This window comes from Streptomonospora nanhaiensis (assembly GCF_013410565.1).
Classification (GTDB): domain Bacteria; phylum Actinomycetota; class Actinomycetes; order Streptosporangiales; family Streptosporangiaceae; genus Streptomonospora; species Streptomonospora nanhaiensis.
In genome coordinates, this window is record NZ_JACCFO010000001.1 from 52,473 (window position 1) to 70,381 (window position 17,909).

Consider the following 17,909-nt stretch of genomic DNA (forward strand, 5'->3'; position numbering starts at 1 on the left):
CACCACGACATCCGGGCGTGTAGCTCAGTTGGTCAGAGCCCCCGCCTTACAAGCGGGTGGTCGGAGGTTCGAGTCCTCTCGCGCCCACGCTTCCTGAACACAGAAGACGCCCCCCGGCCTGCGGACTCACCTTCTAGCGGTCGTCGCAACACCCTGAGCCAGGGGATGCGATGGGGTTCGAGATCCGCAAGGACAGAGGGCCACAGGGCCGCAAGAAGCTAGAGCGGGAGCGGGCGGAATACTTCCGGCTCATGGAGTCGGGGTACAGCAGTCAGGCAGCTTGCCGGATCGTCGGCGTCAATCGGCGAACCGGCAAGCGGTGGAGGAACGGGACCAACCCGACCAGCGGCCGTCCAGGGGCGCCTCCGGTTACGGAGGCGCCCCGACCTTCGCTTTTGTCGGGGCGGTACCTGAACGAGTCCGACCGAATCCACATCGCCGACCGACTCCGCGAGGGCGCGTCGTTGCGGACGATCGCTGCTGAACTGGGCCGCAGTCCCTCGACGATCAGCCGGGAGGTTCGCCGCAACCGCACCGAGGGCGCCCGCAACGACTGGCACTACCGGCCGCACGCCGCCCAGGCCCGCGCCAACCAGCGTCGAGCCCGGCCCAAGCCCGGCAAGCTGGTGGCCAACCCCGAACTGCGCGGCATAGTCCAGTCCTGGCTGGAGATGAAATGGAGCCCAGAGCAGATCAGCCAGATGCTGCGGCGCCGCTTCCCCGACCGACCGGACCTGCGCGTGTGCCACGAGACCATCTACCAAGCCCTCTACGTCCAGGGCCGCGGTGAGCTGCGCCGCGAACTCATCCGAGCGCTGCGCACCGGCCGCGCCTACCGCAAGCCGCGCCGCCAGGCGCAACAGCGGCAACCGCGCTATGCCACCCCGATGGTAATGATCAGCGAGCGGCCGGCCGAAGTCGCCGACCGCGCCGTCCCGGGCCACTGGGAGGGCGACTTGATCATCGGCAAGAACCATCTGTCGCAGATAGGCACCCTGGTAGAGCGCACCACCCGCTACGTCTTGCTGGTCCACCTGCCCACCGACCGGACCGCCGAGACCGTCCGCGACGCCCTGGTCACCACCATGCGCACCCTGCCCACCCAGCTGAAACGTTCGCTCACCTGGGACCAGGGGTCAGAGCTGGGCCTGCACTACGAGTTCACCATGGCCACCGACATGCCCGTCTACTTCTGCGATCCTCACTCGCCTTGGCAGCGCGGCAGCAACGAGAACACCAACGGCCTGCTGCGCCAGTACTTCCCACGCGGCACCGACCTGTCCGTCCTCACCCGCGATGACCTGGACACCGTTGCTGCCGAACTCAACGCCAGACCGCGAAAAACGCTCGGCTGGGAGACCCCGGCCGAGCGTCTCGCTAGGCTCCTAGCGACAGCCAATTGATCAACCGGTGTTGCGACGACCGGTCGAATACGCCCCGCACACGGTGCCGCAGCCGGGCGGGCAGCACCCGTTCCAGCTTGGCCAGCGCGCGCACCGAGGTCTCGGCGATCCCGGCCACCGTGCCGGTCGCGGCGGTGCGCAGGCCGACGGCGACGGCCACGGCCTCCTCGTCGTCCAGCAGGAGGGGCGGCAGATCGGAGCCGGGGCCCAGCCGGTACCCCGGGGCGCCGGCCCTGGCGTGCACCGGGTAGCCCAGGGCGCGCAGCCGCTCCACGTCCCGGCGCACGGTACGCGGGGTCACGCCCAGGCGTTCGGCGAGTTCGGGGCCTGACCAGTCGCGGTGGGCCTGGAGCAGGGAGAGCAGACGCAGCAGGCGGGCGGAGGTTTCCAGCATGAGTTTCATTCTGCGCCAGAGCTAGGACTGGACCTGACCTAACGGCTGCCTAGCGTTGCCGCCATGACGAACGAGATCCGTCCCTTCCGCATCGATGTCCCCCAGGCAGACCTGGACGACCTGCGCGACCGGCTGGCCCGCACCCGGTGGCCGCGGGGAGCGGGGAGCGCGACGAGAAGGACTGGAGCCGCGGTGTGCCCGTCTCCTACCTGCGCGAGCTGGCCGCCTACTGGGCCGACGGCTACGACTGGCGCGCGTGGGAGGCCCGCCTCAACGCCTACCCGCAGTTCACAACCGAGATCGACGGGCAGCGCGTGCACTTCCTGCACGTCCGTTCGCAGTCCCCGGACCTCACCCACGGCTGGCCCGGCTCGGTCGTGGAGTTCCTCGACCTGATCGAGCCGCTGTCGCGCGACTTCCACCTGGTCATCCCGTCGATACCCGGGTTCGGATTCTCCGGGCCCACCACGGAGGCGGGCTGGACGAGCAGGCGGATCGCCCGAGCGTGGGCCGAGCTGATGCGTCGGCTGGGCTACGAGCGGTTCGGCGCGCAGGGCGGCGACTTCGGCGGCGGCATCTCCCGCGCCCTGGGCCTGCTCGCTCCGGACAACGTGGTCGCGGTGCACGTCAACGGCGGCACGACGTACCCCAGCGCGGCCGAGGACGACCCCACCCTGACCGACCGCGAACGGGCCCGGGTGCGGCGGATGGCCGAGTTCATGAACGAGGCCGGCGGCTACATCGCCATCCAGTCCACCCGCCCCCGCACCCTGGCCTACGGCCTCACCGACTCGCCCGCCGGGCAACTGGCCTGGATCGTCGACAAGATCCGCGACATGACCGACCTCGCCAAGGAACTGCCGCACGAGGCGGTCGACCGCGACCTCCTGCTCAGCGACGTCTCGGTCTACTGGTTCACCGGCACGGCCGCCTCCTCGGCGGAGTTGTACTACGAGGACGGACAGGCCTGGGACGAGGAGGAGTCCTCACCGGTCCCCACGGGGGTCAGCCTGTTCACCGTCCAGGACATCGCCCTGCGCCGCGACGAGGAGCGCGTCAACAACATCACCTTCTGGGCCGACCACGACCGAGGCGGCCACTTCGCGGCCATGGAGGCCCCCGACCTGCTCCTCGCCGACATCCGGGAGTTCTTCGGCCGCTACCGCTGACGCGTGCAAGGCGCCGGGCGGTGTGTCGCCGCCCGGCCGCAGGTGGTGTGGCGCAACCGGGGGTCGGCGGCGGTCAGCGGGCCTCCTCCAGGCGGGCTCGGCGGATGGCCAGGAGGGCGACGATGGCGGCGGCGGTCATCCAGGTCTTGCCGAGGACCTGGCCCGGCAGGTAGGCGAGGTCGCCGAACGCGAGCCACAGGAACAGGACGCTGTCGAGCAGCAGCCCGACGGCGTTGGACGCCGCCACCGCGATGATCAGGCCGCGGCGCCGCATTGGCGTATACACAGCGAGGTCCGCCAGTTCCGACAGCAGGAAGGCGGCAGCGGACGCGAGGGCGAGTTCGGGCGAGAACAGCGCGGACAGCGCGGCCCCCATGGCGACAGCGGCCACCGACCAACGCCATGAGGTGGCGTCCTGCAGCAGATCGCGCAGAACCAGCGCGAGCCCGACAAGGTACACGCCGGCGGGCGCGGTGATGCCCGGCCACACCGGCAGCATGCCGACGTAGGCGACGGCGAGGTTCGACGCGACGACCGTCAAAGCGTAGGCGGACGCCAGAACAAGCGGCCGGGCGGCTGAGCGGGGCGTCATGGGGCTCCTTCTGCGACTTCGGGCAAGCGCTAATGATAGGCAGCGCGGCGGCGGGCGGCGCGCGGGAAAGGGTGTGATTCCGGCGCCTGCCGCGTCGGCGCGGTCGGCCCCTGCGCCGGTGCGGGAGATCGTCCGGGGGTTCTCGAAGCCCTGGGCTGGGCCCCCGCTGCCGTTTCTGTCGTCCCCGCACTGGGCGGACTACCGGAAAAGGATGTGAGGCCCCGGTCGGCCGGCTGCTGGGAGTTGGCATTCCAGGGCTCCTCCGCCTCCGCGAGCATGTAAAGCATTATTGACACCGTGTCGGGAACGCTTTACCTTCAAGGATGTCAGGTTTGTTTGACATGGAGGAGGCGGCGGTGTCGTACGAGGAGCGGCGGGTGTGGGTGTACGGCCTGGTCGCGTTGGTTGTGCCGGTGGGGTACTTCGGGCTGGTGATGGCGCAGGTGCCGGGGACGGCTGTCGCCGACATCGGGTATGTGGTGCCGATGCTGGTCGCCATCGGGGTGGCCCTGCCGCTGAACATGCTGTTCGGGCCCAGGCAGCGCGCTCGACTCGACGAGCGCGACGCCGCCATCAACCGGCACGGGGAGCACATCGGCTTCTACGTCCTGGCCGCCGTCACCGCCGCCGCGCTCGGGCTCACCATGGCCGGGGTGCCGCACTTCTGGATCGCCAACGTCCTCTACCTGGGGTTCGTGCTCAACGCGCTGACCGCCTCGGCCGCCAAGATCGTCGCCTACCGCCGGGGCCTGTGACCCATGCCCAAGCCCACCCGGATCACCAACTCCATCCGCGCGCTCCGCTTCGCCCACGGCGAGATGACGCAGGCCGCCCTGGCCGACCGCGTCGGGGTGACGCGCCAGACCATCATCGCCATCGAGCAGGGGCGCTACTCGCCCTCCCTGGAGACGGCGTTCCAGATCGCCCGCGTGTTCGGCGTCCCGGTGGACGAGGTGTTCCACTACCCCGATCCCGTCGACACCGGCACCGGCACCCCCACCTAGGCCGCCACCGGCCGGAAAGGCGCCCCGTGTCGCATTCCACCCCCGCCCCCTCCGCCCGCTCCCCCCTTCCCGCCACGATGCGCGCCGCCGTCTGCCGCAGGTACGGCCCGCCCGACGTGCTCGGCGTGGAGCAGGTGCCCGTGCCCCGTCCCGGCGACACCGGCGTCCTGGTGCGCGTCGAGGCGACCACGGTCGACCGGGCCGACTCCGCCGCGCGCATGGGCGCCCCCGCCCTCGCCCGCCTGGCCTTCGGGCTGCGCAGGCCGCGCAACCCCGTGCTCGGCAGCGCCGCCGCCGGCGTGGTCGCCGCCCGCGGGGCCGGGGTCGAGGACCTGCGCGTCGGCGACCCGGTCGTCGGCGTCACCGGCACCTCCTTCGGCGCCCACGCCGAGTACGTCGTCCTGGCGCGCGCCGGCGTGACGGCGCTGCCCGCCGGCATCAGCCCCGAGACCGCGGTCGCGCTCGCCGACGGCGGCCTCACCGCCCTGCCCTTCCTGCGCGACCACGCCCGTCTGCGCCGCGGCCGGCGCGTCCTCGTCAACGGGGCCTCCGGCTCGGTGGGCTCGGCCGCGGTGCAGCTCGCCAAGCACCTCGGCGCGACCGTCACCGGCGTCTGCGGCACCGCCAACACCGAACTGGTGGCCGGCCTCGGCGCCGACGAGGTCATCGACCGCACGACCGCCGACTTCACCCGCACCGCGCCCCACGGCGCCTACGACCTCGTGTTCGACGCGGTGGGCACCAGCGGCTTCGCCCGCTGTCGCCCCCTGCTCAAGCAGGGCGGCGCCTACCTCACCCCCGTGCCGAGCCCGGCCGTCCTGCTCCAGACGGCCTGGACCGCGCGCTTCGGCCGCCACCGGGCCGCCGTCGCCTTCACCGGCCTGCGCCCCGCCGAGGCCCGCGCCGCCGACCTGGCCCACCTGCTCGCCCTCGCCGCAGCCGGCGACATGCGGCCCGTGATCGACAGCCGCTACCCCCTGCAGCAGGCGGTGCAGGCCCACCGGCGCGTCGACACCGGCCACAAGACCGAGGTCGTGGTCCTCACGGCCTGAGCCCGACGGGTTTCGGGCGGCACCGCCACGGCGCCGCCCGAAACCCCTTCCGCTCCCGCGGAAAACCGGTGGCCGCCCGCACGGGCGGGTCGCTAGGGTGCTGGGCTGCTCGTGTTGACGCAGGTGGGAAGAGGGGGCCATGGGAGAGCGGTGGGTCGCGGAGCCCGAGCGGGTCGGGACTGAGGCGCTGCCCGACGGGCGGCTGCTCGGGTGGGCCGAGTGGGGGCCGCTTGACGGGGTGCCCGTGGTGTTCTCTCCGGGCGCCGGCACCGGTCGGCGGCTGGGTTTCGGGCCCGACGTCGTCGGCCCGCTCGGGGTGCGGCTCGTCGCCGTCGACCGCCCCGGGCTCGGCGCCTCAACGCCCGCCCCCGGGCGCGGGTTCGGCGACTTCGCCCACGACATCGCCCGCCTCGCCGAGCGGCGCGGACTCGGGCGGCCCGCCATGGTGGGCAACTCGCAAGGGGCGCCGTTCGCGCTGGCGTGTGCGGCGGCCGGAGTGGTGAGCGCCCTGGCGCTGGTCTCGGCCGCCGACGAGGCCGCGCATCCGGCGGTGCGGCCGGGCCTGCCCGAGGAGTTCGGGCGGCTGGTCGACGCGGTCCTCGCCGACCCCGAGGGGGCCGAGGCGGGGTTCGCCGGGTTCACCGCCGAGGCGATGCGCGACATGGTGATGGCGGGAAGCCCTGAGTCCGACCTCGCGGTCTACGCCGAACCCGGTTTCGCCGCGGCCTACCGGGCGGCACTGCAGGAGGGGTTCTCCCAGGGCGCCGCCGCCGGGTACGCGCGTGACACGGTTCTGGCCATGGCGCGCTGGGAGATCGCCCTCGACGCCGTCGCGGTGCCCGTCGACGTCTGGTACGGCGAGGACGACCGCAGCCACTCGCCCGACCTGGGCGCCACGCTCGCCGACCGCATCCCCGGTGCCGTCCGGCACCTGGTGCCCGGGGTCGGGGGAGCGGTGCTGTGGACCCACGCCGAGGCCGTCCTGCGGCGGCTCCTCGACCGGCTGGGCGAGGGCTGAGGCCGACGGCGGGGCGGCGGGCCTACCGGGCGGCCGCTGGCAGATTGCGCCTGTGCCCGGTGGGCCAGGCGGAGGGCTGCGTGTGCCCCGCCCCGGCCGGGCGGCTGCCGGGCCCAGGCGGGCGGCAGGTGCGGGGGTGCTCGCGGGGCCGCGCCGGCGCCCTTGCCGGGCGGCTCCCTTGGGACGGGCCTGACCCCGGTCGGCCTGGTGGCGCGCGGCCTGTCCCGGTCGTACGCCCGGCGGTGGCGGGGAGCGGCCGGACATCGCGGCGGTTGGTGTTTTCGCAGGTCAACGCGGCTGTGGTGGGCGGTTCGCCGGGTCCCGGAGAGGGCGTGGGCGGTTTGCGCATTACGGAACGGGTAGCCCGGTGACGCGAGGCAAAGAGCCGATCAGGTGACCGCAAGGACACCGGAAAGAAGGTCGGAATGGTTGTCGGGATCGTCATCGCCGCGGCGGTGCTGTTCGTCCTGGCGTTCCTGTTCCCCATGCTCTCGCGCTGGCCGGAGCGGGGCAGCAAGGACGTGCTGGGCGCGGGCCGACGCGGGGCGAGCAAGGCCCCCGGGCCGCTGGGCCGCTGGGCGGCCAAGCCGTTCTCCAGTTCGCAGCGGCTGCTCGGCAAGAGCGCCCGCGCCGGGCGGCGGGGCCGCGGCAAGACGCCCCTGTAGGCACCCCCACGCCGAGAACGCTCGGGCGGCCCCCGGCCCCCTGCCGGCCTTGACGGGCGGCGCGCTCGGGACCGCACCGCCGCACACGAACGCACAACCGAACACGCGGACAACCGGAGGGCCGCCGGGCGACCGGCGGCCCTCCGGTGTGCCGGGAGCAAGCCGGAGGAATCAGGACCGAATGCCCCTTCCGGCGCGCATGATCGGTACTACGATGCCGGAGGATCGACGGCGGTCCGCGGTCGCCGCCACCCCCGAACGGGCAGGAGAACCGATGAACCGGTCACCGGATTGGATGCGCGTGCGGGCCCCCGGCACGCCGCCGCGCGAGATCGACTCCAGCGTGGCCCACCCCGCCCGCATCTGGGACTACTGGCTGGGCGGCCAGGACAACTTCGCCGCCGACCGCGAGACCGGCGACCAGATCCTCGCCGCCTTCCCCGACATGGTGGCCAACGCCCGCGCCGACCGCGCGTTCCTCGGTCGCGCCGTGCGCTACCTCGCCGGCGAGGCCGGGATGCGGCAGTTCCTCGACATCGGCACCGGGATACCGGCCGCCGGCAACACCCACGAGATCGCCCAGGAGGTCGCCCCCGGATCGCGGGTGGTCTACGTCGACAACGACCCGGTGGTGCTGGCCCACGCCCGCGCGCTGCTGGTGGGCGACGGCTCGGTCATGACCGACTACGTCGACGCCGACCTGCGCCGGCCCGAAGCGGTCCTGGAGGCGGCCGCCCGCACGCTCGACTTCGACCGCCCGGTGGCGGTCCTGCTCCTGGGCATCCTGGAGTTCATCCCCGACGACAACCAGGCCCGGACCATCGTCAAGCGCCTGGTGGACGCCGTGCCCAGCGGCAGCCACCTGGCGATCGCGCACTCCACCACCGAGGTCAACCGCACCGCCATGGAGGAGGCCGCGCGGCTGTGGAACGACGGCGGGTCCACGCCCCTGACGCTGCGCGACGCCGCCGGGCTGGAGCGGTTCCTCGCCGGCCTGGACCTGGTGGAGCCGGGTGTGGTGTCGTGCGCGCTGTGGCGCCCGGACCCCGCCGATGAGGAGGTGCGTCCGGTGGCGCAGTTCTGCGCGGTGGGCCGCAAGCCCTGACCGGCCCGGTCGGCGACGCCGCCCGGCACAAGGGCGACCCCCCGGGGAGTCCCGGAGGGCCGTCGCGGAGCGGGGACGCGGGCTCAGCCCTGGTCGCCCTCCAGCAGTTCGAGGCGCCAGCCCTCGACGACCATGACCTCGTCGCTCAGCAGGTCGAGGGCAAGGCCGGGAAGCTCACTTATGGATGTCTACCTTTCACGTGCGGATACGGGGTCGTGGGCGGGGCCCTCCCACGGGTCCGGGAGGGCCCTCGTGCTCAGGTGGCGAGGGCTCAGCCCTGGTCGCCGTCCAGCAGTTCGAGGCGCCAGCCCTCGATCCACATGGACTCGTCGCTGAGCACGAGGTCGAGAAGGCCGGGAAGATCGCTCATGGGTCACGCCTTTCACTTTGGGTAATCGGACGGACACATGCTGGCACAGTCCCAGGTGAGTACGCGAGTGGTTGCGGCGGATCCGTGGACAACCGGTTTGCGCCGTCCCGCGCGGGTGCGGCGACCGCCGTGCACCCGCGAACCCGGCCGAACCCCCTCCGGCCTGCGGCGATACGGCCCGCGACGACGTATGCCCCGACCCCGGCGGGCGTCCCCCGCCCCGGCCTGGAATTCCAGGTCCCGGGCGTGTCGCCCTCCGGTGCGGCTCCCGCAGCTCCTGCGGCTCCCGCTGCGCCAGGCTACCCCCGCGCCCGCTCCAGGACCTCCCGCACCTCGTCGTCGTCCACCTGCGGGAAGGACGCGTACCACAGGCTCACCGCGCGGAAGTCCGGCGGGCTGTGCACGCACACCACGCGGTCGCAGACGTCGCCCAGCGCCCGCGCGGCGTCCGGCGCGCACACCGGCACCGCCAGCGTGAGCGACGCCGGCTCATCCTCCCGCAGGGAGAGCAGGGCCGCCCGGGCGCTCATCCCCGTCGCCAGGCCGTCGTCGACCACCACCGCGTCGCGCCCCGCCACCTCCGGCGCGGGCCGCCCGCCCCGGTAGGCCCGCACCCGGCGCCGCGCCTCGTCCTGCTCGGCCGCCGCCGTCCGCGCCAGCTCCACCGTGTCGGCCCCGGCCATCCGGCACAGGTGGGGATCGATCACGGGCGCGCCCTCGGCGGTGACCGCGCCCACCGCCGTCTCCGGGTTGCGCTCCGTGGCGATCTTGCGCACCACCAGCACGTCCAGCGCCACTCCCAGCCGCTCCGCCACCGCCCGGCCCACGGGGACGCCCCCGCGCGGCAGCGCCAGGACCACCGGATCGGCCAGGTCCAGGTGCGCCACGCGCTCCGCCAGCAGTGCCCCGGCCTCGGCCCGGTCGCGAAAGACCCGCACGCCACTCACCCCTCGCGTGTCGTCGGCGCGTCCTCGGGCCGCACCGCTACCCCCGCGCGCCCGCCGCCATGCGCCCGCCGCGCCGCCCTCCCGCGCTCCCACGCTCCCGGCGCACCCCGGCGCCGTCGGCGGTTAACCGGCGCGGCGGGCGGGGTAGCCCATGGGGACAGCCACCTCGAATCACCACGAACCGACACAAGAACCGCACACACGCCGACGTGCGGCGGCACGTCCTCCGCCGCCAACCCCGCGGCGGGCCGCACCCGCCCTGGGACGCGACCGCGGCCGAGCCCGCTGCTCCGCCCGCCGGCGTCCGTCAACCACCCCACGACAGCGGAAACGGCGGTGATCCATGGCACGGGCACCACAGGGCGGCCCCCCGGCGGCGGAGGCCCCCACCATGGGCGTCGAGGAGGAGTTCCTGCTCGTCGGCGGCGACGGCCGCCTCGCCCACGAGGGCCAGGAGGTGATCGCCGAGGCCGGCGAGGGCCCGGCCCAGTTGGTCGGCGAGTTCGCCCGCTGCCAGGTCGAGGCCGCCGGCCCCGTCTGCACCACCGGCGGCGAACTCCTCGCCGAGTTGCGCGCGTCCCGGCGCCGCCTGGGCGCCGCGGCGGCCCGGCGCGGGCTGCGCCTGCTCGCCGCGGGGGCCCCCGTCCTGGCCGAGCCGCAGGCCCCGCCCCTCAACCCCGCGCCCCGCTACACGCGCATCGCCGAGCACTTCGGCGGCCTGGCCCACCTGGCCGCCAGCAGCTGCGGCTGCCATGTCCACGTCGCGGTCCCCGACCCGGAGACCGCCACCCGCGTCATCAACCACCTCCGCCCCTGGCTGCCGTTCCTGCTCGCCCTCAGCGCCAACTCGCCCTACTGCGAGGGCGCCGACACCGGTTACGCCAGCTGGCGCCACCAGCGCTGGTCCAGTTGGCCCTCGGCCGGCCCGCCGCCCCACCTGGCCTCGGCCGCCCACTACGACTCCTGCGTCACCGAGCTGCTGCACACCGGCGCCGCCCTGGACCCCGGCATGCTCTACTGGGACATCCGCCGCTCGGTCCACCAGCCCACCGTCGAGGTGCGCATCTGCGACATCCCGCAGACGGCCGAGGAGGCCGCGCTCATCGCCGTGCTGGTGCGCGCCCTGGTGCGCGCCGCCCTCGACGACATCGCCGCCGACCGCCCGCCGCTGCCCCGCGAGCACACCACCCTGCGCGCCGACCTGTGGCACGCCGCCCGCGAGGGGTTCGCCGGCCGCTGCGCCGACCCGCTGGCGGGCGGCGCCGCACGCCCCGCCCGCGACGTCGCCGAACGCGCCCTGCGGCGGCTGCGGCCCTACCTCGCCGACACCGGCGACCTCACGCTGGCCGAGGAGGTGCTGGGCGCCCTGAGCGGCCCCGGCGGGGGCGCCGCCCGCCAGCGCGCCGTCTACGCCGCCCACGGCAGGCTCACCGACGTGGTCGACCACCTGGCCGCCGCCACCCTCGACGGCCTGGGGCTCGCGCCCGCCCCCCAGGCGCCTCCGGCGCATGCCCGCCCGGCCGGCGGGTAGGCGCACAGCGAGTTCGCCGACCCACGGCGTATTCGCCACACGAGAGGAGGACGCCGATGACCGACCAGCACCGGCTCACGGAACTGGCACAGCAGCTGCGCGTCGACGCCGTGCGCGCCGCCGACGCCGCGGGCTCGGGACACCCGACCTCGTCCATGTCGGCGGCGGACCTGATCGCGGTGCTCGCCGCCGATCACCTGCGCTACGACTTCGACGCCCCCGACCACTCCGGCAACGACCACCTGATCTTCTCCAAGGGCCACGCCTCGCCCCTGCTGTACGCGCTGTACAAGGCGTGCGGGGCCATCAGCGACGACGAGCTGCTGCGCTACCGCAAGCTCGGCAGCCCCCTGGAGGGCCACCCCACGCCCCGCCTGCCCTGGGTGGACGTGGCCACCGGCTCGCTGGGCCAGGGCCTGCCCATCGGCGCCGGGATCGCCCTGGCCGGGGCCCGGTTCGACCGGCTGCCCTACCGGGTGTGGGTGCTGTGCGGCGACAGCGAGCTGGCCGAGGGATCGGTGTGGGAGGCGCTGGAGTACGCCGGCCAGGAGCGGCTGGCCAACCTGACCGCCATCCTCGACATCAACCGGCTGGGCCAGCGCGGCCCCACCCGCCACGGCTGGGACCTGGACGCCTACCGCCGCCGGGTCGCCGCGTTCGGCTGGCACACGATCGAGGTCGACGGCCACGACCCCGAGGCGATCGACGCCGCCTACCGCGAGGCGCGCGAGACCACCGACCGGCCCACCGCCGTCATCGCCCGCACCGTCAAGGGGCAGGGTGTGAGCGGGGTCGCCGACAAGGAGGGCGCCCACGGCAAGCCGGTGCCCGACGCCGAGGAGGCCATCGCCGAGCTGGGCGGCCGCCGCGACCTGCGCATCGAGGTCGCCCGGCCCACCAGCGGCGGGGTCTCCCAGCGCCCCGGCGGCACCCAGGTGGAGCTGCCCGTCTACCAGCCGGGCGAGGAGGTCGCCACCCGCGACGCCTTCGGCAAGGCGGTGGCCGCCCTGGGCGACGGCCGCCCCGACGTGGTCGTGCTCGACGGGGAGGTGGCCGACTCCACGCGCGCCAAGGCGTTCGCCGAGGCCCACCCCGACCGGTTCGTGGAGCTCTACATCGCCGAGCAGCAGCTCGTGGCCACCGCCGTGGGCCTCCAGGTGCGCGGCTACACGCCTTACGCGGCCACGTTCGCCGCGTTCTTCTCGCGCGCCTACGACTTCGTGCGCATGGCCGCCGTCAGCGGGGCCGACATCAACCTGGTCGGCTCCCACGCCGGGGTCTCCATCGGCGAGGACGGCCCCTCGCAGATGGGCCTGGAGGACATCGCCTCCCTGCGGGCGGTGCACAACAGCGTGGTGCTGCACCCCTGCGACGCCAACTCCACGGCCCGCCTGACCGCGGGCATGGCCGAGCACCGCGGGGTGAGCTACCTGCGCACGCTGCGCGGGGAGACCCCGGTGCTCTACGGCCCCGACGAGGGGTTCCACATCGGCGGCAGCAAGGTGCTGCGCTCCTCCGCCCAGGACCGGGCCACCGTGGTCGCGGCCGGGGCCACCGTGCACGAGGCGCTGCGCGCGGCGGACGCGCTGGCCGCCGACGGGATCGCGGTGCGGGTGATCGACGCGTACTCGATCAAGCCCGTGGACGCCGCCACGCTGCGCGCGGCCGCGCGCGAGACGGGGCGCGTCGTCACGGTGGAGGACCACTGGCCCGAGGGCGGGCTCGGCGACGCCGTGCTGGACGTGTTCGCCGACACCCGCACCATGCCGCGCACCATGAAGCTCGCGGTCTCTGGCATGCCGGCCTCGGCCACGCCCGAGGAGCAGCGCCGCGAGGCGGGCATCGACGCCGGGGCCATCGAGGCGGCCGTGCGGGGGATCCTGCGCCAGGAGGAGAGCGCGGCCGTGGCCGCCGGGGGCTGAGCGGGCCCGGCCCGACCGGTGGAGGCGGGCGGTTGGGCACCGGGCGGCGCCGGCGGCGCCGTCTCCGCCCGGGTGGTGCGGCCTGCCGCCCTGTCGGCCAGTTGTCCGGTTATCTGAGTTTTACCGTTTTTAGACGTTTATCATTGGATCCGGGAAAGGCGGGGTCCCCGGTTCCTGCTGTGCTTTTGCCGGCTCCGATGTTCGCCCGGAAACAGCTTTGCGGCCCGCATTCGGCGTGATTTCCCGAGTTTCTGGACGCGGGATTGCAGTCGTCCGCAACCGGGTCCGAAACCGCTTCCTCGCAGGTTGGAATTTCTTTTCCCGATTTTCCCAAGCGCTGTTGCTTCCGGTCCGAATTGGGGGCCTATGGAAACTGGATGCGTGTGCGCCGGGAAAGTCGGTGGTGCGCCGCATGTGGGAGTGCTCCACGGGTACGTGGGGGCCGACCGGGCGTGTACGTGACGCAGGTGAACGCCCGGCCCCTCGCGGGTCTCCAGGGAAAGGCGCGGTCTTTCCCCGGGGGCGGCGCGGCCGGGTGGAGAAAAGCAGGAAAGGCGCGGTACCGGGTCAACATGCGCCTGGTGTCGCAATTCGGGTCGAATCGGTCGCCCGTGTGCCCCGATCCCTCCGATGGGGGCCGAACACCGATCCCAGCACGACCGCAACAGCACCAAAGCGCAGCAAAAAGGAATGGGTGGAACACGCCATGACCGAGTCCGGTGTGGAGAACGGGCAGCAGCCGCTGAGTCTGGGTACCGCTGCCGCGCGCAACCTCGCGACGACGACCAAGACCGTTCCCCAGATGCAGGGCATCACCTCGCGGTGGCTGCTGCGGCTGCTGCCCTGGGTCGAGGCCAAGGGCGGCTCCTACCGCGTCAACCGGCGGCTGAGCTACACCGTGGGCGACGGCCGGGTCAGCTTCGTCAACACCGGGGCCGACGTGCGCGTCATCCCCCGCGAGCTGGGCGAGCTGTCGCTGCTGCGCGACTTCGACGACGAGGAGGTGCTGGAGGCCCTCGCCGACCGCTTCACCCAGGAGGAGTACGAGCCCGGCGACGTCATCGTCGAGCGCGACGCCCCCGCCGACCGCGTGTACCTCATCGCCCACGGCAAGGTGAACCAGATCGGCCGGGGCGAGTACGGCAACGACACCGTGCTGAGCACCCTCATCGACGGCGACCACTTCGGCGTGCCCGCCCTGCTGGACGACGGCAACACCTGGGACGCCACCGCCAAGGCCGTCACCCCCTGCACCGTGCTCAGCCTGCCGCGCTCGGAGTTCCAGCAGGTCATGGACCAGTCCGAGGCGCTGCGCAGCCACGTCGAGGAGGTCCGCAACCGCCCCGAGAACGAGGCCGACTCCGACGGCGAGGCCCGGATCGCGGTGGCGGCCGGCCACAGCGGCGAGCCCGACCTGCCCGGCACGTTCGTCGACTACGAGGGCTCACCGCGCGAGTACGAGCTGAGCGTGGCCCAGACCGTGCTGCGCGTCCACACCCGCGTGGCCGACCTCTACAACAACCCCATGAACCAGCTGGAGGAGCAGATCCGGCTGACCGTTGAGGCGCTGCGCGAGCGCCAGGAGGACGAGCTGGTCAACAACCGCGAGTTCGGGCTCCTGCACAACGCCGACCTCAAGCAGCGCATCCCCACCCGCACCGGCCCGCCCACCCCCGACGACCTGGACGAACTCCTCAGCACGGTGTGGAAGGAGCCCTCGTTCATGATCGCCCACCCCCGCGCCATCGCCGCCTTCGGCCGCGAGTGCACCCGGCGCGGGGTCTACCCCCAAAGCGTCGACGTCGAGGGCCACCGCGTGCCGGCCTGGCGCGGGGTGCCGATCTTCCCCTGCAACAAGATCCCGGTCAGCGCCACCCGCAGCACCTCGATCATGCTCATGCGCACCGGCCAGGAGAAGCAGGGCGTGGTCGGGCTGCACCAGACCGGCCTGCCCGACGAGTACCAGCCCGGCCTGTCGGTGCGCTTCATGGGCATCAACGACAAGGCCATCATGTCCTACCTGGTCAGCACCTACTACTCCGCCGCCGTTCTGGTGCCCGACGCCCTGGGCGTCCTGGAGAACGTCGAGATCGGCCGCGAGTCCTAGTCCCGCCCGGCCCCGCTCCCACGCCCCCCACCGCCCCGGCCGCCGCCCCCCGCGGCGGCCGGGAGCGGGGGCGGCCCCGCTCCCGGCCGCCCTCCGGCCCGCGCACGGCCCCCACAAACCGACACCTCACACGATGGGTGGTGCACACCATGACCGAACCCGGCGTCGAGAACGGCGAGCGGCAACTGAGCCTCGGCACCGCCGCGGCGCGCAACCTCGCCTCGACCACCAAGACCCGCCCCCAGATGCAGGGCATCACGACCCGCTGGCTGCTGCGGGCGCTGCCCTGGGTGCAGGTCGAGGGCGGCGTCTACCGCGTCAACCGGCGGCTGACCTACACCCTCGGCGACGGCCGGGTCAGCTTCATCACCACCGGGTCCACCGTCCAGGTGGTCCCGCCCGAGCTGGCCGAGCTGCCGCTGCTGCGCGGCTTCGACGACGAGGAGGCCCTGCAGGCGCTGGCCGACCGGTTCGAGCAGCGCGCCTACTCCGCGGGCGACACCATCGTGGCCGCCGGCGACCCCGCCGACCACGTGTACCTGATGGCGCACGGCAAGGCCAACGTCTACCGCCCCGGCCCCTACGGCGACGACGCCGTGGTGGACCGGCTGGTCGACGGCGACCACTTCGGCGACTCCGCCCTGGACGACGACCCCCCGCCCGCCGACTCCACCGTCCGGGCCGCCACCGACTGCACCGTCCTGGCCCTGCCCCGCGAGCGCTTCGCCGAACTGCTCGACCGCGCCCCGGCCCTGCGCGCCCACGTCGAGGACGCCCGGGCCCGGCCGCAGCGCCCCAGCAACAAGTACGGCGAGGCCGACATCGCCGTGGCGGCCGGCCACAGCGGCGAACCCGACCTGCCCGGCACGTTCGTCGACTACGAGGCGCGCCCCCGCGAGTACGAGCTGAGCGTCGCCCAGACCGTGCTGCGCGTCCACACCCGCGTCACCGACCTCTACAACCACCCCATGAACCAGCTGGAGGAGCAGATCCGGCTGACCGTTGAGGCGCTGCGCGAACGCCAGGAGCACGAACTCGTCAACAACCCCGACTTCGGGCTCCTGCACAACGCCGACCTCAAGCAGCGCATCCCCACCCGCACCGGCCCGCCCACCCCCGACGACCTGGACGAGCTGATCTCCCGCCGGCGCAAGACCCGGGTCATCCTGGCCCACCCGCGCGCCATCGCCGCCTTCGGCCGCGAGTGCAGCCGCCGCGGCGTCTACCCCGACGCCCTGCCCATGGAGGGCCACACGGTCACCGGCTGGCGCGGCGTGCCCATCCTGCCCTGCGACAAGCTCCCGGTCAGCCCCGCCGGCAGCACCGCGATGCTGGCCATGCGCACCGGCCAGGAGGACCAGGGGGTGGTCGGCCTGCACCACGTCGGCCTGCCCGACGAGTACGAGCCCGGCCTGTCGGTGCGCTTCATGGGCATCAGCGAGAAGGCGGTCACCTCCTACCTGGTCACCACCTACTACTCGGCCGCGGTGCTGGTGCCCGACGCCCTGGGCGTCCTGGAGAACGTCGAGGTCGGGCGCTAGGCCCCCACCGAACCGAAGGGATGTGGCACGCCTCATGGCGACAGTGGAGGACACCGCGGGAGCGCGCCCGGCGGCGGAGGTCCTGGCCCGCGCCCGCGACATCGTGGGGCCGGCCGTGCGGGGGGCCGTCGAGACGCTGCCCCCCGCGCCGCGCGCGATCGCCGAGTACCACTTCGGCTGGCGCGACGAGGCCGGCAACCCGGCGGGCGGCGCGGGCGGGAAGCTCTTCCGCCCCGCGCTCGTCCTGCTGGCCGCCGACGCGTTCGGCGGCGCACCCGAGACCGCCGTCCCGGCGGCCGTGGCGGTGGAGCTGGTGCACAACTTCTCCCTCCTGCACGACGACGTGATGGACGGCGACACCACCCGCCGCCACCGCCCCACCGCCTGGAGCGTCTTCGGCGTGGGCGGCGCCATCCTGGCCGGCGACTCCCTGCTGGCGCTGGCCTTCGACGTGCTCGCCGCCGGCGGCCACCCGGCCGCCGCCGACACCGTGCACGGGCTCAGCGCCACCGTGCAGCGCCTCATCGACGGCCAGAGCCGCGACATGGCCTTCGAGCGCCGCTCCGACGTCACCCCCGCCGAGTGCCGCGCCATGGCCGAGGCCAAGACCGGCGCCCTGCTGGGCAGCGCCTGCGAACTGGGCGCCGTCTACGGCGGAGCCGGCGCCCGGCAGTGCGCCGACCTCCGCCGGTTCGGCGAGCTGCTGGGGCTGGCCTTCCAGATCGCCGACGACCTCCTCGGCATCTGGGGCGACCCCGCCGTCACCGGCAAACCCGTCCACTCCGACCTGCGCAACCGCAAGAAGTCCCTCCCGGTGGTCGCCGCCCTGGGCTCCGGCACCCCCCACGCCGGCGAACTTGCCGCGCTCCTGGCCGGGAAGCACCCGCTGGAGGGCGCCGACCTCGTCCGCGCCGCCGAACTCGTGGAACTGGCCGGCGGGCGGGACTGGAGCGAGCGCGAGACCGCCGCGCTGCTGGAGGCCGCGCTGGCCCACCTGCGGGCGGCGGCCCCGCCCGGGCGGGCCGCCGCCGAACTGGCCCTGCTGGCGCGGCTGGCCACCCGACGCGACCACTGACCACCGGCCCAGCC

At 73.9% G+C, this 17,909-nt stretch carries 14 protein-coding genes, 1 tRNA gene and 3 pseudogenes; 15 read left to right on the plus strand and 3 right to left on the minus strand.

Going from position 1 to position 17,909, the window contains the following annotated elements:
• The first annotated feature begins 13 nt into the window (after nucleotides 1–13).
• Nucleotides 14–87 (plus strand) — tRNA-Val (locus HNR12_RS00215).
• An 83-nt stretch (nucleotides 88–170) separates the two neighbouring features.
• Nucleotides 171–1,403 (plus strand): IS30 family transposase, encoded by a 1,233-nt coding sequence (locus HNR12_RS00220; RefSeq protein ID WP_218901818.1) that lies wholly within the window; start codon nucleotides 171–173, stop codon nucleotides 1,401–1,403.
• 37 nt (nucleotides 1,404–1,440) lie between these two features.
• Here HNR12_RS00220 and HNR12_RS00225 read toward each other — a convergent pair.
• Nucleotides 1,441–1,797 (minus strand): annotated as a pseudogene (locus HNR12_RS00225) (helix-turn-helix transcriptional regulator); the annotation flags it as partial.
• 63 nt (nucleotides 1,798–1,860) lie between these two features.
• On the opposite strand from HNR12_RS00225, the pseudogene HNR12_RS29360 reads away from it, so the two are divergent.
• Nucleotides 1,861–1,920 (plus strand): annotated as a pseudogene (locus HNR12_RS29360) (hypothetical protein); the annotation flags it as partial.
• 71 nt (nucleotides 1,921–1,991) lie between these two features.
• Nucleotides 1,992–2,966 carry an epoxide hydrolase family protein gene (locus HNR12_RS00230; RefSeq protein WP_338119692.1) on the plus strand — a complete coding sequence of 325 codons (975 nt, stop codon included), beginning with the start codon at nucleotides 1,992–1,994 and terminating at the stop codon, nucleotides 2,964–2,966.
• A 73-nt stretch (nucleotides 2,967–3,039) separates the two neighbouring features.
• Here the strand turns inward: HNR12_RS00230 and HNR12_RS00235 are convergent, their stop codons facing one another.
• Entirely contained in the window at nucleotides 3,040–3,558 is a 519-nt protein-coding gene (locus HNR12_RS00235) for a VUT family protein (protein WP_179765553.1), read from the minus strand.
• A 332-nt stretch (nucleotides 3,559–3,890) separates the two neighbouring features.
• On the opposite strand from HNR12_RS00235, the gene HNR12_RS00240 reads away from it, so the two are divergent.
• The 6 genes from HNR12_RS00240 (at nucleotide 3,891) to HNR12_RS00265 (ending at nucleotide 8,402) form a co-directional block, all read left to right on the plus strand.
• Complete coding sequence (locus HNR12_RS00240; RefSeq protein ID WP_246424971.1) at nucleotides 3,891–4,313, plus strand: hypothetical protein; 423 nt, start codon at nucleotides 3,891–3,893, stop codon at nucleotides 4,311–4,313.
• Nucleotides 4,314–4,316: 3 nt separating this feature from the next.
• Nucleotides 4,317–4,562: a helix-turn-helix transcriptional regulator gene (locus tag HNR12_RS00245; RefSeq protein ID WP_179765554.1), complete on the plus strand. Its 246-nt coding sequence runs from the start codon at nucleotides 4,317–4,319 to the stop codon at nucleotides 4,560–4,562.
• 26 nt (nucleotides 4,563–4,588) lie between these two features.
• Nucleotides 4,589–5,614, plus strand: a complete 1,026-nt coding sequence (locus tag HNR12_RS00250) for an NAD(P)-dependent alcohol dehydrogenase (protein ID WP_338119693.1) — start codon at nucleotides 4,589–4,591, stop codon at nucleotides 5,612–5,614.
• 139 nt (nucleotides 5,615–5,753) lie between these two features.
• Complete coding sequence (locus HNR12_RS00255; protein ID WP_179765555.1) at nucleotides 5,754–6,632, plus strand: alpha/beta fold hydrolase; 879 nt, start codon at nucleotides 5,754–5,756, stop codon at nucleotides 6,630–6,632.
• A gap of 425 nt (nucleotides 6,633–7,057) precedes the next feature.
• Nucleotides 7,058–7,297, plus strand: a complete 240-nt coding sequence (locus HNR12_RS00260; protein WP_179765556.1) for a DUF6411 family protein — start codon at nucleotides 7,058–7,060, stop codon at nucleotides 7,295–7,297.
• Nucleotides 7,298–7,571: 274 nt separating this feature from the next.
• Nucleotides 7,572–8,402 (plus strand): SAM-dependent methyltransferase, encoded by an 831-nt coding sequence (locus HNR12_RS00265; protein WP_179765557.1) that lies wholly within the window; start codon nucleotides 7,572–7,574, stop codon nucleotides 8,400–8,402.
• A gap of 669 nt (nucleotides 8,403–9,071) precedes the next feature.
• Here HNR12_RS00265 and HNR12_RS00270 read toward each other — a convergent pair.
• Entirely contained in the window at nucleotides 9,072–9,710 is a 639-nt protein-coding gene (locus HNR12_RS00270; protein ID WP_179765558.1) for a phosphoribosyltransferase, read from the minus strand.
• A 352-nt stretch (nucleotides 9,711–10,062) separates the two neighbouring features.
• On the opposite strand from HNR12_RS00270, the gene HNR12_RS00275 reads away from it, so the two are divergent.
• From HNR12_RS00275 to HNR12_RS00295, 5 genes and pseudogenes are all read left to right on the plus strand, one after another.
• On the plus strand, nucleotides 10,063–11,250 hold the full coding sequence (locus HNR12_RS00275) for a carboxylate-amine ligase (protein ID WP_179765559.1): 1,188 nt from the start codon (nucleotides 10,063–10,065) through the stop codon (nucleotides 11,248–11,250).
• A gap of 53 nt (nucleotides 11,251–11,303) precedes the next feature.
• Nucleotides 11,304–13,172 (plus strand): annotated as a pseudogene (locus HNR12_RS00280) (transketolase); the annotation flags it as partial.
• 706 nt (nucleotides 13,173–13,878) lie between these two features.
• Nucleotides 13,879–15,279 carry a family 2B encapsulin nanocompartment shell protein gene (locus HNR12_RS00285; RefSeq protein ID WP_179765561.1) on the plus strand — a complete coding sequence of 467 codons (1,401 nt, stop codon included), beginning with the start codon at nucleotides 13,879–13,881 and terminating at the stop codon, nucleotides 15,277–15,279.
• A 149-nt stretch (nucleotides 15,280–15,428) separates the two neighbouring features.
• Nucleotides 15,429–16,820: a family 2B encapsulin nanocompartment shell protein gene (locus tag HNR12_RS00290; RefSeq protein ID WP_179765562.1), complete on the plus strand. Its 1,392-nt coding sequence runs from the start codon at nucleotides 15,429–15,431 to the stop codon at nucleotides 16,818–16,820.
• A 34-nt stretch (nucleotides 16,821–16,854) separates the two neighbouring features.
• Nucleotides 16,855–17,895, plus strand: coding sequence for a family 2 encapsulin nanocompartment cargo protein polyprenyl transferase (locus tag HNR12_RS00295; RefSeq protein ID WP_179765563.1), 1,041 nt, complete (start codon nucleotides 16,855–16,857; stop codon nucleotides 17,893–17,895).
• Nucleotides 17,896–17,909 lie beyond the last annotated feature (14 nt).

Bases quoted from the DNA above. Each gene is read 5' to 3' on its own strand.
- HNR12_RS00220 (WP_218901818.1), top strand. From the start codon at position 171: ATGGGGTTCGAGATCCGCAAGGACAGAGGGCCACAGGGCCGCAAGAAG.
- HNR12_RS00235 (WP_179765553.1), bottom strand. From the start codon at position 3,558: ATGACGCCCCGCTCAGCCGCCCGGCCGCTTGTTCTGGCGTCCGCCTAC.
- HNR12_RS00245 (WP_179765554.1), top strand. From the start codon at position 4,317: ATGCCCAAGCCCACCCGGATCACCAACTCCATCCGCGCGCTCCGCTTC.
- HNR12_RS00255 (WP_179765555.1), top strand. From the start codon at position 5,754: ATGGGAGAGCGGTGGGTCGCGGAGCCCGAGCGGGTCGGGACTGAGGCG.
- HNR12_RS00260 (WP_179765556.1), top strand. From the start codon at position 7,058: ATGGTTGTCGGGATCGTCATCGCCGCGGCGGTGCTGTTCGTCCTGGCG.
- HNR12_RS00265 (WP_179765557.1), top strand. From the start codon at position 7,572: ATGAACCGGTCACCGGATTGGATGCGCGTGCGGGCCCCCGGCACGCCG.
- HNR12_RS00275 (WP_179765559.1), top strand. From the start codon at position 10,063: ATGGCACGGGCACCACAGGGCGGCCCCCCGGCGGCGGAGGCCCCCACC.
- HNR12_RS00285 (WP_179765561.1), top strand. From the start codon at position 13,879: ATGACCGAGTCCGGTGTGGAGAACGGGCAGCAGCCGCTGAGTCTGGGT.
- HNR12_RS00290 (WP_179765562.1), top strand. From the start codon at position 15,429: ATGACCGAACCCGGCGTCGAGAACGGCGAGCGGCAACTGAGCCTCGGC.
- HNR12_RS00295 (WP_179765563.1), top strand. From the start codon at position 16,855: ATGGCGACAGTGGAGGACACCGCGGGAGCGCGCCCGGCGGCGGAGGTC.